We start from the raw sequence: 14037 nt of genomic DNA, 5'->3' as shown, positions 1-14037 counted from the left end.
GCCGCGCCTTATTCTTAGGTGGCGGAGTTCACGTACAACTTCACGGCAGCGGTGTCGAGCAGGTTGCCGCCCGATCGTGTCCAGCCGCAGAATCCGACTTGGTTCGACAGGGCAAACGCGCTGTCGTCGAAGCGGCGCAGAACGGTCGTATTGGCTATGTCGCGGATGGTGTACTTAGAGAGGTCACCAAATGCGATCGACTTGGCGTTTGCGGCCATTACAGCCACGTCATCATTGATGGCAACCGGGAAGCCTAGAAGCGTATCGGGCGCGTCAACAACCACGCTAGGGACCCATATCGGGCGGCCTGTGGTGTCTTTGAGCTTCGACACGACGGCGACCGACAGATCGTTCATCATGAAGCGAGCGTTCTTGCGATACGCGCGGTTCACGGAATGTTTCAGATCAACCAGATCGTCGTAAATGACGGTCAGGGTCTGTCCCGTAGTTCCAGTCTTGCCGGTGCTCGACTTCGGAATCACGCCATCAGGGAGGGTTGTGCCGGCGCCGGTCGTAAAGTGTGTGTTCTGGATGCGCGCGATGCGGGTTGCTAGGCGGTCAACCACGTAGGCCACGACGTCGATGGCGCTGTCCTGGATTAGTTCCAAGGGCAGGGCAATCTTGTTCGAGGTGTAGTAGAACGGATTCAGTCCGATGGTTCCGAACGTGATGTCTGCGGCGTTAACTGCAGTGTTCTGCCCGACGATCGCGCCCACATCCGCAGTGCCGTCCGAGGTCGGCCAGTTCATGTTGACGCCTGTCTCTGTCGTCAGGATGCTCGCAACCTCGCGCATACCTCCGAATGCCTTTAGTTTGTCGATAACCATAGCCGCCACTTCCGACGGCACGGTGTAGCCGCCTTCGGTAGTCGTGGTTGTTGACATCGCGTTACGGATCGCTACAGCCTGCTCTGGGGTAACATCGCTGCCATGGCGCATATACAGGGCAACTGCGGTCAAGGCATCGATTTCATCTTCGCCGCGTTTGCCAATGTCCTTACTGGTGTTCTCGAAGAACTTGTCGGCATCCAGTTCGCGGAGGCGCTCTTCTGCCTTGATCTGACTTTTGGTAAGCTCGATCTCGTTAGCAAGATTGTCAAACTTGGCCTGATCTTCAGAGGTCCAAGTCTGATCGCCCTTTTCGGCAAGAATGTGCTTAGCTTGGGTAGCGAGGTTTGCAATCTTCTCGCGCAATGCTTGAATATTCATCTTTCATTCCTTCATAAAAAAAGCCCCAGAAGGGGCTTAATTGCAAGGGCATCCGGCCCTCTTCGGTGTTATGCGCGAGAAGCGCTAAACAATCTGTAGCAGCCGTAACTTGTTCGCGTTTGTTAGGGTCATGGTTGGTTTCTTATCTGACGGCTTTTCCTCCTGCGCTTTTTCAGGCCCAGGCATTAGTAGGGATGCAGGGGCATTGGCAAATGCCGCAAGATTCCACGTGTTTTTGGCCTTTGCAGTCGTAGCCAACCGGTCAACGAAACCATTGTCGATAGCTTCTTGAGCCGTGAACCAAGTCACCGCGTCCATCCATGCGACTACCTGCTCAGCGTCCTTTCCTGTCTTTGTCGTGTAGTCATTGATAATCGCGCCTTCGATCTTTTCCAGCAGATCGGCAGTTTCCCGCATATCCGTCTTGTCGCCCCAGACCAAGCCGGACGCGTTGTGAATCATGAAGAACGCACCATCCGACATCTCGACCTCATCGCAGGCCAACGCAACACTGGTCGCAGCGCTGGCGCACAGACTGTCGATGTGCGCGATAGTCTTGCCATCAAATCGGCTAATCGCTGCCATGATCGCGCGGCCTTCAAATACGTCACCGCCCGGACTGTTGATGTGAATATGCAGCACTTTCGCATCTCCGGCCTGAGCGATAGCATCGATTACGCTCAGCGCGCTCACACCCCAAAAAGGGTCTATCACGTCATAGATATAGATCGTCGCCTCGCTCTCACTGCGCTGGAGGTTGACGGGCAGCCTCTCGCGATCAGCGTTATCCCGCAGGAGTTGCAGTATTTTCATTTTTTTTCCCGTTCGTTGTGCGCGGATCAAAGATTTCTGCGCAAGCTCCACCAAGCGGCTTCAGACCCTTGGTCTTGCGTATTTCATCAACCATCATCCAGCCCATACCTGTACCAGGCCCACCAAGGGCAGCGCGGTTGTATTCGGCCTGCGCCTTGCTGTCTCCCTCGATCAGATCACCCAAATCGAAGCGGACGAAACGGCCGGTATCGCGAGGAAAAAGTTTACGGTTCAGCTCTTGCTCTAGTCGCTTAAGATGCAAGCGCAACGTGTGCATCACGAAGTCACGAGCTTGCTGCTCATAGCCAGCGCCGACAGCGGAGCTTCCCGTTGTCTCCCCGATCATATGGGGAGGAACGCCAAACGCACGAGCAATGTCCGTCACCTGGAATTTGCGCGCTTCAAGCAGTTGCGCATCTTCCGCTGACAAACTTATTTCTTTGGCGTCCAATCCCTCTGTAAGAATTAGAGGAATCTTATGGAAATTGTCTGGGCCTGAATATTTGCTGACAAAAGATTCGCGAAGCTGCGTTTTCTGATCCTCGCTCATCTTGTTGGGCGCTTTGATTACAATCGAAGGATGCGCGCCGTTGGCGAAAAACTTACCGCTGTATTCGTCCATAGCAAGGGCATTCCCGACTGCTGCCTTCGCCCCATAAGCGATCACGCTCATTGATCTCACGCCATCAAACCCGTGACCAGGGAAATGGAGTATTTCAGATGGGTGCAACCATGTCGTTATACCGTAATCAGGTAAAGAGACGTAATAACGCACGCTTCCATCCTGCTGACGCACCGGTGACACGCCCGACCACGGTAAAGGTAGCAACTCTCGGATGCTGTTATTAGGTGCGCGGCGAATCCACGTATAGCCATCGCCGCGCAGCAATTGAGCAGTGATCGAGTTTTCCCAATGACTCGTAGCCGTAAATTGCGCTGCTGGCTGTTCGTTTAGCTTGTACCAAAGGTCATCACGAGGGAGCCTGACCTCGTTCTCACCATCCTGCATCAGCACATCCAACCGAAGCGTTGAGATGGTGCCTGCGATCTTTTGCACGCAAGCGGAGACGGCAGACACGCGCATAGCAGAGATAGCGTTCACAACAAATCCCGACGAACCGGGCAGAACGCCGAACGCCTCCATCACAGCGTCACTATAAGTAACGTTTTGCGGACGCGAAGACCCCCGCCAGCCTTTAACCGCAGTGGTAATCGCTTGAAATAGGGTCATAGGTCAACAAATGCTTGCGTGTGAATCGATTCACCTTCCATCGACATCGCCATGCCCACCGCCATAGCGAGAGCCACCATGCCGTCAATACGGCCAGTCTGTTTCGCTTTGGTAAATTTGCGATTCTCTGCCGGGTCTTTAACCACCGTGGCATTCGCTGCGCACATCGTTAAAACAGGGTGATTGCCATGTTCTAACTTGCTGGCCAACAGAAGCGATTCCAATTCTCGAATAGCAGGAGACATCGAAACAAACCCCTGCCCGAACTCGATGAACCGCTCCAATTCTTCCTCGGTGAATCCAACGCGCTCAAGCCACGGCTTCAGAAACCGCATGTTGTAACGGTCGAAGGCGATGGCCTTCACGTTGCAATAGTCAAAGACACCGCGCAAGTATTCAGCAACGAACTCATATTCGATTGCGCGGCCGGGAGTAGTCTCAAGAAATCCTTGATTCGCCCAGACATCGTATGCAACGCGATCAGCGCGCGCCTTCTCAGCCAATCCTTCTGAAGGAAGCCAAAAGGTGGGTTTTATGTGCCACGTATCGGCTGGTCTGGCCAGCAGCACCAGGGCGGTTAAATCGGAAACGCTGGATAAGTCCAGGCCGCCGTAAACATCCATTCCGGAGAAGTCGTCAACCGGCTTGCCTGAGTTATCCAACCATACTTGTCGCGAGACGAAAGGTGATCGCGCCTCGACTCGTTGATTCAGTATCAGGTTTCTGTAACCTGCTTCAGACGACGGCATGCGCCTGGCGCTCGCCGCTGATTTCATGACCTCCTTCTTGTTCATGAAGGTGTCGAAATGCGGGTTTGCTTTGCGTATCGTCTCTACGTCGAAAGCGTCAGCATCAAGCGGAGCTGTGTAGAGCCGTACCTTTAATTCTGGATCCGCGCCAGTAATCGCGTCATCAATCAATACGCTCAACAGATCAGCGTCTGTGGGCGCTTGCGTCGATATGATGATCGAGAGAGGCTCTTCCTGTGCGCCGCATGCGGTCTCGATCGCTTCGTACAGCGGAGACTTCGGCCCCTTTACTTGTCCGAGTTCGTCATGCACGACGAATGCCGGCGACTTCCCCATGGAGGTCGCTACATCAGCCGACATTGCGCGGTAAAGCGTTCCTATTTCAGGACAGGCTAACTGTTTCGCCGTGTCCCGGATCAGCACATACTGGGTCAGGTCCGGAGAAAATCTGACGATTTTTGACGCCAGGTCAAAAAGTAACGCTGCTTGTTCTTTGCTTTGCGCTGCGCTGATTAGCTGTGAATTCTGCCGCGCTTCCGGCCCGCACAAGTGGAGCAGAAGCAAGAATGCGGCCGTTGCTGTCTTGGCGTTCTTCCGCGCCATCGACAGGATGAATGTTCTTGTCGGGCTGTCGTATATCGCCCTGATCCATTCTTTCTGATCCGCGGATAGCTTAACCGGCCTACCTACAAACTTGCCTTCCGGTATGTGGCAATACTGCTCGATCCATGCAATATTCCGCTCGGCGCGAGTCTCTACTTTTGCCACGGCCTGGCAATGCCAGCTTTCGCAGATGCTGTTGCGGCTGAGCCTGTCGTGTACCGCGCCTGCTGAGTAAGGCGCATCTTTGTGGCGAAAGACTGAACCAATCGAGCTTGCCGCTCTTGCATGGCATAAAGCTTGTCTTCGTCTTTCAGATCAAGACAATTAGCGAACACCCCAGCTTCTAAAGCGTCAACCCTTGCGGAAATTATCTCGTGTGAGGAAATGGCCTTGACGTACCCGACAAGGAGAGCTTGGGCATCAACAGTGAACCAGTCCGCGGGCTTAGCCGATACGATCTCAACCCACAATTCCTTTTGACGCGCTGTGAGCGACGCCGGCGGAATAAGACGAGAGTCTTTGCGCGGCAGTGTAGAAACCGACGCTAAACTAGCGGCAGATTTTTTAGCCATAAACTTGGATTTTGTTACGATTTATGAAAGGAAAGGATTGAGCGCGGTCTGAAGCCAGAAGCGGTAGACTTTTGATGCCCCCCCACTATATGTAGTGGCCAAAGGTATATAACTCCGCGATTCTCAGCACTCGATACTAGATGTTGTGTCTTCTTTGCGCTCTACCAGGTCAAACGTTCTTGATATAGTCTCAACGCTCACGCCTGGATTAATTAGGAACTCTACTGTGTGTACTGTCGTAGGTTCCCCTGCATTGCACCTGATAGTGAGTTCCTTAATCTGCCTGTCACCAAGCCCAAGCGCGTCGCACAACTCCTTCTCAAACTGTCTGTTCATTATTGAGTTATATCCGTATGATTAGCGAATCCGCTTACTACAGGAGAGAGCTATGCCGGATTGGAAAGTAACTTATCTACCCAGAAGTCCATCAAACGACCCTATTGGTCCATACACAGCTTCTGGTAATACCCGTGATGAGGCGATTGGGAAGGTCTGCACCATGATTCAACGGGAGTTCCCGGACATCGATCTTGCGCAAGATTACAATCCACAACCCGTTACTGAGCCACCCGCCTAACTCCTAACGATTCCAATGATGATTAGGATCAATCGGCCTACCTGACACGTCACATCCAGCTACACGTCCAGACTTCTCCAGCCGTTGCTTGTAGCTGTCATGGCATAGCTTGCACAGCGCTTGGTGATTCGACTTATCCCAGAATCTGGCTTGATCGCCACGATGGGGTGTGATGTGGTCTACTACTGACGCTATCTTGTTGCACTTAACGCAGTACGGATGACTGCGTAGGTAACCTATTCGGTACTTCTGCCACGCAGCGCCATAGCCCCGCTGTGCTGCGGTTGCGCGTGTCTGCTTGGGCATATAGCCGGGGGAATGGGCGTAAAAATACCCGCTCGGCGGCGGGCTACATTTAGGGAGGATTTATCTGTGCGCGGAATACTCACACGGTAACAGAAGCATATCCTATATTGGGGGGCTAATCAAGAGTTATTTTTTTAATGATTGTACGTATCGACGATAAATTTCATCTCGTAATTTAAGCAGTCTGCTTCCATGTTCCGGCAAGTAACCTGGATCGCGCAAATACTCAGAAAACAGATTGGTTATCCGTACCATATCTTCATTCTTAGCAGGATCAGCTTTAGCCATCAATTCTCGCATCGCTTCATCACATCTGAGCAACGCCCGATTCAGTTCCAAACTCGTCGTGTTGTCATTCACGCCACTTCCTCCCGTTTCTTCTCATGCAGCCATTCGAGCGTATTGCCGATCTTAACATATGCCTCAGTCAAACATTCCCGGTAGACGCGCCGAGACCGGCCGAATAGATGCGCCTTGTGTGATTCGCTGATCGCCGTTGACAGGTACTCTGTCCACAGCACAGCTTTGCATAGTACGGGCAGCAACTCATAGGCCTTCTCCGTGATAACGCATTCTGCGTCAATGCCTGGATCCCGGAAATGAGTAGTAGTGGGCGCCAGGCGCACGAAACTGACCTGGGATGGATACCCCAGCGCTACCTGGGTTTGCATCTTCCATTTCGCCCACCTAAGCAAACGATTGACTACCAGCGCCTCGATCATAATCCTCCTTTCGCCTTCCTGACCAAAGCCTTCAGCCGGCGTGATTTATGCTTCCTATGAATTTCGGCCTTCCGCGCCGCTTCTTTCTTCTCCTGCGCTGATTTGGCTATGAGTCCATCTGCTATCTTGCTCGGATCTCCATACATCCAAGATGGAAGAGCTGTGGATTTCATCGGCCAGAAAACTCCAGTTTCTTCTCTGTCTCTTCTGTTTCGTTTAGGTCGCCAGGGCGGATGGGGAGAAGATATTTATCCTCGCAGCCGCACTTTTTCGAGAGATTCGCATGCTCAATAACCCAAACGTCTCTGCAAACCTCCCATTTTTCGGCAGATGTGTTTAGCAGCAGCGCCAAGCGGTGAAAATAAACAACATCGACTATCCACCCATAAGCACTGTGCTCCGGGTCGAGTACAATCGCCATATCGCCTTTCTTGCATCTCAGTGCCATCTCACCTTCCCTCCGCAATCGCACGATTCGTCATAGCCAGCAAATCAGTATCCGTCAGTCTCCACATAGCCTTGAAAGCGCGTCTATGGAGGCCGTGTACGCCTGTTGAGCCTTGGTGGTGCTCTGGGCATAGCGCCGCTACCGCAAAGTCATCTGCAGGCACTGTGTCGTGATGCACATGTACTGGCCGAGTTTCGACTCCGAGCTTATAAAGGCAGATCACGCACGGGAGTTGCGCTACCTTGTCCATGTGGTTTCTGGCGGCTTTACTCATGCGAATAACGCTCCTTGATGAATCGATTTGCGCTCTCGTATTCCCGCCCTGCGCATCACTGCATCATGCGAGTTGTGGCACTTCTGGCAGAGCGCAGCAAGGTTAAGCAGGCTCGATGCCTCTGGCCGATGGTCGTATACGTGCGCAGTGGTCAAAACAACAATGCTGCCAGTGACAGGATGTGGCTTGCCATTCTCAGCGCCGCACCACTCGCACTTACCTTTAGCCCTGAAGAACCGGACAAAGCGACTGCGTAACTTCCAGTCTTTCGGGTAGCGCGCTCGCATCTCAGGACGTATCGGCATTTACGCGTATCTCCTGTTCATCATTTCCTCGTCGCTCTCTCGTTTCGGCTCAGACCAAACCACGCCCTTATCCGCTCCGTAGGCGGCCACATACTCAATCACGCTTGCCATGCGGCTTATGGACATCTGGGCTGATGACTCGCGGATATTCGTAAACTCGCCCTCAAGGCCTGGCACAACATCCGCTCCGATTCCGGTAGCAACAGCGTGACCTGAAATAAACAACACCTTCCATTGATCCTTGGTCAGCCATCGACTCATGTACTTGCACTGCCGCGCTACGTCGCCACACATGGCATGAAACTTCTCGCTCTGCTCTTCCCTGCGAGTCGCTTTCTTTATCGTGCAGACGAAATCTCCGGGCGCCTGATCGATACACTGCTTTGCGAAATCCTTCTGAACTCTGCCGACGAGGAAGATTGGAGGGATACGGTCAGTCATAACGGACTCACCTTCACAAACTTCACCGAGTAATTGACTATGTCCAGTGGCGCGTAATGGTGGGCCGTGATTAGGACTTGATACTCTGGGATCGCGTCGGAGTCCGGCACATAGTCAAACACGTCTCCAAGAGCGACGTACTCAACTACTCGCTCATAAAAGGAATCCGTGGCCCGCACAACCACCACTCGTCCAAGAGCCAATGCAACGACCCCCGGATCCCTGTCTATCAGATCCCGATGAACCGAGAACTTACCTATTCTTCTGCTCACGCCTCCAACTCCTTAACAACCCGCAACACGTCATCCAGTGACTCAACGATGAAATACAGCCCTTTCCAAGAGTGCATGAAGCCCATCTCGCCCTCGGTTAACTGGCGCTTGCTTGGCGGGAGTCTGCCGTCCTTGACCTCAACTGCCGCTGTATGCCCACGTGCCACAATGAGGTCACAGCAATTCTTGAGTTGAGAGATGATGAGGACTGAGCAGCCGAGTTTTCGGAATGCCTCAACTATTTCCGATTGGTTCGCGTCCACCCTTGCTGCTCTACGCAGAACCGTCATGATTGCCCCGCCATGTAGCCGCGCACTTCCATTTCCGTGCGCAATCTGTCCATCGATTGAACATGGATGACATCAAGTGCGTCATAGGCTTGGTTGCGGTATGACGCCGCCTTGAGCATTCCGCAATTCATGGCTTTGCGTATCTCGCGCAGTCCGATTTTTTCCCCGCAGTAGGCCCGGATAATCTTTTCGATGCTCCTGCGGCTATGCAACCCTGTACCGAAGGTGTGCGCCAGATGATTCGAGAGCACCGGAAATCCAGAGGCTTCTCTGCCAAACTGGATGCGCACATAGGCCATATGCAACACCGGCAAGACCCTCTCGCAAAGGCCAATAATCAGCGCGGCCTCGCTGTGCCGGTCTACGTTGTCGCCAATAGGTCTGCTGTTAGTCTCATAAGCCCAACGTAGAGCCCGTTCTGGATTTGCAAACTTCACGCTACCCTCCCCTTCGCATATCCACGCTGCAGCCTGTCCCGGCATGGCGCACATACTCCCTCAACGAGCCGTCCTGACCATTCACCGCAATCCATGCAATCACCGGGCTTACCTACCGGAATATTTGCCGCGGCTTCGCGTACCTTTGCTATCGCTGAATCGGTAGTGGCGATTATTCGGTCATTGGTTAGGTCGATCTCATCGCCCATTTTCTGCCGCCTTCTTAGCCAGTTCCGCGCTATCAAAAAATCCCATAATCCTGTCCTTATCGCCCAGCAGCCAGAGCGTGTATTTCGGCTTGCCGTCTATGAATGCTTTGCTGATGTTGTGAGTACCGTTTGTCATGGCGTAGTCAGATAACCGTGTCCAGGTCATTCAGGGTCATGGTCGAATGCCCTGCGCCCCGCCCTATCCAGAAACTCCCGCCATACGCTATCTGGCAGCTGTCTGAACCCATGCTCGGCGTTCTTGAATTGCTCCGGATCGATACCGAGTTCCTTTGCCACCTCCGCATATGTCCATCTGGCCTGTTCGCGCACCAGAAAGATATTGCGCGGCGTCTGAGGCGTGTTTGTGTCTAGGTAGCTTTCAGCTAGGGTTGAGAAGCCCATTACGCGCTCACTTTGGCGAACAGTTTTTCAGATATATCCCTGACCTTCTTTAAGCCAGCCTCGCGCTCTTCCTTGGTCATCTTGTGGGTGAGCATCGGCGGGAAATCTCTGTGCATCAGTGGGACAACTGTGGTGCAGGCCTTTAGGAATTCAGTGAGCGACGGCGGCCAGTCGTAGAGCTTCCGGCATTGGGCAATCCCGGCTTTAACCTGATGTGGCAGGATCCGTTCATCATCGAACGCCTCTGCCCAGGTATCGCGCCAGTTCTGCACACTGGTTTCGTTTTTGTAGCAGGCTATCCATCGGCCCGGGTACATCGCATCCATCTTGTTGAACAGGTGATCCATCATCGTCACGCCGAGCGTCGGATGGACTTGCAGCCACAAGCTGACGTTGGCTTGCTGGTTAGTGCTCAATGACTTTTTCATCGTACTCACTCGGCTTTTTGGCAAATCGGTTAACGAAAGCAACGGGATCAAACTTTTCGGTTCTCTTCGGCGGTCCGTAATCGTTCTCAAGCCAACTCGCTTTGAATCCCGCCCATCCCTGCTCACAACATCGTCTTAAAACCGCTTCCAGGGAAAGGCCTGATTTCGCGACTTCGTTCACAAAGCCCTCAAGTCCGGTTTCTGTGACAGGCAGACGCTTTGCTTTACGGACTTTCAACCAGTCGTCAACCAGCTTCCTGTCCTGGATTTCTGGAAACACATCAGCGCCAACGGCGCGTGGTTTTGTTTGTTTCTTTTCTTTAATGGTTATTGGTTCTTGGTTATTGGTTGGGATCTGATTCGTTTCTGATATCAGATGTGATTTAAGAGCGAGATCAGATTTATCAGCCTTCCAACGGGATTTATTGGCTGATTTGGCGCGCTCTGCCTTGGCTTTGTAGAGGGAGATTTCTTCATCGCAGCGCTTATTTGTGTAACCTTCTTCTGATTTCAGAAAGAAATCAGATAAGACATCCGATACTTCCTGCATGTGATCTCGCATTCCGATCAGACGCGCCACCTTTTCATGTTCAAGTGGCAATGGCTTCTCGTTCGTGTAATAGAGGTCGAGCATGCGGCGATAAACCAAGTCCTCAATTAGGGTTAAATGCTTCGTATGAGCGGCGTAGTCGCCCAGATGGAACGAATAGAAGTTCATGCTGCGGCCTCTTCAAATGCGAAGAGCGAAGGCATAGAAATCTCTCTCTCAATCGCCTTGAGATACTGAATGCCGTCGAAGAAATACGATGTGTTTAGCTCGCTGGCGCGGCCTTTTCTGCCGAGCTTGATTGCCCGGTAAGGAACAGTCATTAAGCCGCCAAACGGGTCATAGACGACCTCATTAGTGTTGGAGTACCGTTCTATCAACCGATCAACAATATCGAATTGAAGCGGACAAACATGATTCTGTAAGCCGCGCTGAGTCTGCGCGCCATTCAACGTGATCATCCTGTTTACATCATGCCAAACGTCCTGATGATGACTGCCTGGGGCAAGGCTCATGAACGTGGAAGGCAAGGCAGACATTGCCTCAAGCTCTTCACCTATCCGCACGTGGAATTCGTGGTCATAGACGTTCTGCAGGCTGTAATCGGTGAACATCTTGGCAAGCTTGGCCGGACCGTAGCTGACCATCTCTTCCGCGGTGAGTTGCCTGTTGCCGCTGGAGCGCCAGAATGCGTGCGCATCAGTTTGCCACCGGGCCCGGGTGTAATCGCTCTTGCTCTTGGTTACCGGAACATCGGCATACCCTCGCGTACGATCGCTCTGAGGTTTGCGGAACAGCAACACGTACTCAGGTGACCCAACGCCCATCTTGGTGCCGTCCTTGCACTGCTCCGACCAGCCCAGGCGGTAGGTTTGATTGTTCTCGCGCACTACATCAGTAACTACCGTGATCATGCCCATGTAATCGAAGCCGTGTTTCCTGGCATGCATGATCGCTTCGCAGTGAAACGGGCTTACGGTCGGTACGCCGGCGCCGGTCACGTTTCCAAACAGGATCCTGTCCTTGACATGGCAGGCGTACATCCGTCCGGGCTGCAAGATGCGCAGTAACTCGGGCGTAAGGAAATCCATCTGCTCCCAGAAATGATCGTTGTTCTCTGTATGGCCGAAATCGTTGTAGGAAGGCGTGTACTCGTAGTGATTGCTGAAAGGGATGGAGGTTACGATCAGACCTACTGAATTCTCAGGCTGCCGACGCGCTTCTATCACGCAATCATTGTTTGCCACGGCAAAGTGCTCGCCGCTTACCTCGAGTCTTTCGACGCCTATGGTTCGGGTCAGCAGGTCAGCCATGGAAATATTGCTTAATCCATGGAGCTTTATAATTTCGGTCATTTTTTTGGTCATCTCCTCGTGCTGTGCCCACTTCGCCAGCAGCGTCCGCAGGATCTCGCGCTCGGCTTCGCTGTAAACAACGTCGATGCGAACGGGATATGGTTGCTGGAAGCGCTGCACGCGGTGAATTGCTTGAATGAAGTCTTTGAATTTGAAACCGATGCCGGCAAATATCTCGCGGTGGCAGTGGCGTTGAAAATTACAGCCACTGCCTGCAAGAATCGGCTTGGTGGAAAGAATGCGATGTATTCCATTGCTGAAATCTACGATGCGACGTTCGCGCTCATCCAGATCCTGACTTCCCCAAACGCTTACCGCCTCCGGGATGGCTTGCTGAATTGAGTGCCGCTCGGACTCAAGGTCATGCCACACGATGAAGTGATCCTCGGAAGCCTCTTGTATTAGCTCGAGCGTTTTCGCCACACGGGCAGACAGACTGTGGCGCTTTTCGGTGGCGGCTGCGGAAAGCCCTAAAGCAGGATCCGGGAACATCAGCCCCTGCCCTACTTTGTCAGCACCGGCCATTCCATAATCGCTAGGTACTTCGTGATAACGGATGTCCAGCGCGGGCAAGTCATAGCCTTCATCGCTATATCCAAGGTCGGATGGCTTTTGCAAGAAAATAGCCCAGCTGCTCACCCACAACCAGAACTCGGCTTCTTTGTGGGGATACAGCGTCAGGTTGTTGGCCTGGGTGCTATCGCGTTGGAAAAACCGTGTCAGGCATTGGCCTGTATCCATGATGCCGAGATACCCAGCATAGTGAATCAGTTCTTTGTAGCGGTTCGGTGAGGGCGTTGCGGTGGCAACGAATCTGAATTCGACGTCGGCAAATAAAGGCAAGAACTCTTGATAGGTTTTGCTCCCGTATGAGCGCAGCACATCGGCTTCATCCAGTGATGCGGCTCCAAACTTGCGCGGGTCCAATTTCCCTTCCCGCACGGATTCGTAATTTGTGAAGTACAGCGTGCGTTCGTCATCGATCTCGCTATCGGAGCGGATGAAACGCGCACTGATTTGATAGTCGTCCTGGAAGCGCAACTGTATGTCACGTTTGAATTCTTGGCGCACGCCGAGCGGCATAACTATCCCGCGTAAACATGGGCGATGAATCCCAATGAGCCGCATGATTTCAAGCTGCGTAGCGGTCTTGTGCAGGCCGAACTTCGCAAAGATGGCGCGCTGTCCGCCCTGCAGGGCCCACCGTACGATGTCTCGAGTGTGCGGCTTTAGGTTTGGATTGATCTCTTCTGGAGAAACGTCAAAGCCGCGTAGGTTTGCAAGCCGGACTTTCTTCCGCAGGAAATCGATGTAATCCTGATGCGACACAGGGCTCGGGTTCATTTCTCCCTCGCCACTTTCCGTCTTTCCTGAACCATTCCATCGATACGGCTTGTTAACTCGGCAATGATCGCTATGTGGTCACGTGATTCCTTCTTGATTCGGGCTGCCTCGCCCGGGTCGATCCTGCCGTCAGAGAGTGACTGTTGAATCGTCTTGAGCCAATCCGCCTTTTCGACTTCCATGTTTATAAAGAGGTCGAGCAACTCCATATCAGAGGCGCCCTGATGTTCGGTAATGTGGAAACAAGCCATGTTCCGACGAGCGCAGTACTCTTTGGCAAGATCGTCCGAATCCGCAAGATCAGCGATCTGAGCCGCCTCTTCCGCATACGTGTGATGCGTGTCGCAATTCGGATTAACTTTGTTTTGAAGAACCGCGGGGCTTTTATCCATCCTAGCGGCGAGAGCTTTAATCCCACCTGGATAGCCATGAGCGATGCGATAAATGACGTCGTTTATGCTCACGGTGAAACCGTCCTGTGATTAACGTGTTTTTCCGATCCGG

The 14037-nt window shown here is 52.8% G+C and carries 19 protein-coding genes; all 19 read right to left on the bottom strand.

Annotation, left to right across the window (positions count from 1 at the left end):
• Positions 1 to 14 precede the first annotated feature (14 nt).
• The 19 genes from BLP45_RS01870 to BLP45_RS01765 all read right to left on the bottom strand — a co-directional run bounded on the left by BLP45_RS01870 (position 15) and on the right by BLP45_RS01765 (position 13997).
• Positions 15 to 1208 (bottom strand): phage major capsid protein, encoded by a 1194-nt coding sequence (locus BLP45_RS01870; protein ID WP_090369214.1) that lies wholly within the window; start codon positions 1206 to 1208, stop codon positions 15 to 17.
• A gap of 84 nt (positions 1209 to 1292) precedes the next feature.
• Entirely contained in the window at positions 1293 to 2021 is a 729-nt protein-coding gene (locus BLP45_RS01865; protein WP_090369212.1) for a head maturation protease, ClpP-related, read from the bottom strand.
• Positions 1993 to 3252, bottom strand: coding sequence for a phage portal protein (locus tag BLP45_RS01860; protein WP_090369210.1), 1260 nt, complete (start codon positions 3250 to 3252; stop codon positions 1993 to 1995). The genes BLP45_RS01865 and BLP45_RS01860 overlap by 29 nt, the downstream gene beginning before the upstream one ends.
• A complete protein-coding gene (locus BLP45_RS01855; protein ID WP_090369209.1) occupies positions 3249 to 4769 on the bottom strand; it encodes a terminase large subunit in 1521 nt (506 codons plus the stop codon). The genes BLP45_RS01860 and BLP45_RS01855 overlap by 4 nt, the downstream gene beginning before the upstream one ends.
• Positions 4757 to 5176 (bottom strand): hypothetical protein, encoded by a 420-nt coding sequence (locus BLP45_RS01850; RefSeq protein ID WP_143002367.1) that lies wholly within the window; start codon positions 5174 to 5176, stop codon positions 4757 to 4759. Before BLP45_RS01850 ends, BLP45_RS01855 begins: the two co-directional genes overlap by 13 nt.
• A gap of 1009 nt (positions 5177 to 6185) precedes the next feature.
• A complete protein-coding gene (locus tag BLP45_RS01835) occupies positions 6186 to 6419 on the bottom strand; it encodes a hypothetical protein (protein ID WP_090369201.1) in 234 nt (77 codons plus the stop codon).
• Entirely contained in the window at positions 6416 to 6781 is a 366-nt protein-coding gene (locus BLP45_RS01830; protein WP_090369199.1) for a hypothetical protein, read from the bottom strand. Before BLP45_RS01830 ends, BLP45_RS01835 begins: the two co-directional genes overlap by 4 nt.
• A gap of 169 nt (positions 6782 to 6950) precedes the next feature.
• On the bottom strand, positions 6951 to 7229 hold the full coding sequence (locus BLP45_RS01825; RefSeq protein ID WP_090369198.1) for a hypothetical protein: 279 nt from the start codon (positions 7227 to 7229) through the stop codon (positions 6951 to 6953).
• 270 nt (positions 7230 to 7499) lie between these two features.
• Entirely contained in the window at positions 7500 to 7808 is a 309-nt protein-coding gene (locus BLP45_RS01815) for an HNH endonuclease (RefSeq protein ID WP_090369194.1), read from the bottom strand.
• Entirely contained in the window at positions 7809 to 8249 is a 441-nt protein-coding gene (locus BLP45_RS01810) for a recombination protein NinB (protein ID WP_090369192.1), read from the bottom strand. It lies immediately after the preceding gene.
• 268 nt (positions 8250 to 8517) lie between these two features.
• On the bottom strand, positions 8518 to 8811 hold the full coding sequence (locus BLP45_RS01800; protein ID WP_090369188.1) for a hypothetical protein: 294 nt from the start codon (positions 8809 to 8811) through the stop codon (positions 8518 to 8520).
• Complete coding sequence (locus BLP45_RS01795; RefSeq protein ID WP_090369186.1) at positions 8808 to 9248, bottom strand: hypothetical protein; 441 nt, start codon at positions 9246 to 9248, stop codon at positions 8808 to 8810. Before BLP45_RS01795 ends, BLP45_RS01800 begins: the two co-directional genes overlap by 4 nt.
• Entirely contained in the window at positions 9245 to 9457 is a 213-nt protein-coding gene (locus BLP45_RS01790) for a hypothetical protein (protein ID WP_090369184.1), read from the bottom strand. Before BLP45_RS01790 ends, BLP45_RS01795 begins: the two co-directional genes overlap by 4 nt.
• The gene (locus tag BLP45_RS14510; RefSeq protein ID WP_176754625.1) at positions 9447 to 9593 is read right to left on the bottom strand and encodes a hypothetical protein; all 147 of its coding nucleotides are present in this window, start codon (positions 9591 to 9593) and stop codon (positions 9447 to 9449) included. The genes BLP45_RS01790 and BLP45_RS14510 overlap by 11 nt, the downstream gene beginning before the upstream one ends.
• Before the next feature lie 26 nt (positions 9594 to 9619).
• Entirely contained in the window at positions 9620 to 9859 is a 240-nt protein-coding gene (locus tag BLP45_RS01785; RefSeq protein WP_090369182.1) for a helix-turn-helix domain-containing protein, read from the bottom strand.
• Positions 9859 to 10287: a replication protein P gene (locus BLP45_RS01780; RefSeq protein ID WP_090369180.1), complete on the bottom strand. Its 429-nt coding sequence runs from the start codon at positions 10285 to 10287 to the stop codon at positions 9859 to 9861. Before BLP45_RS01780 ends, BLP45_RS01785 begins: the two co-directional genes overlap by 1 nt.
• Positions 10265 to 11005 carry a YdaU family protein gene (locus BLP45_RS01775; protein ID WP_090369178.1) on the bottom strand — a complete coding sequence of 247 codons (741 nt, stop codon included), beginning with the start codon at positions 11003 to 11005 and terminating at the stop codon, positions 10265 to 10267. Before BLP45_RS01775 ends, BLP45_RS01780 begins: the two co-directional genes overlap by 23 nt.
• Positions 11002 to 13533, bottom strand: a complete 2532-nt coding sequence (locus BLP45_RS01770) for a DNA methyltransferase (protein ID WP_090369176.1) — start codon at positions 13531 to 13533, stop codon at positions 11002 to 11004. Before BLP45_RS01770 ends, BLP45_RS01775 begins: the two co-directional genes overlap by 4 nt.
• Complete coding sequence (locus BLP45_RS01765; RefSeq protein ID WP_090369174.1) at positions 13530 to 13997, bottom strand: phage regulatory CII family protein; 468 nt, start codon at positions 13995 to 13997, stop codon at positions 13530 to 13532. The genes BLP45_RS01770 and BLP45_RS01765 overlap by 4 nt, the downstream gene beginning before the upstream one ends.
• Positions 13998 to 14037: the final 40 nt, after the last annotated feature.

The sequence above is a fragment of the Nitrosospira sp. Nl5 genome (assembly GCF_900102495.1).
Taxonomy (GTDB): Bacteria; Pseudomonadota; Gammaproteobacteria; order Burkholderiales; family Nitrosomonadaceae; genus Nitrosospira.
The sequence above is the reverse complement of the archived record's forward strand: the minus strand, read 5'-3'. Positions and strand labels throughout refer to the sequence as shown.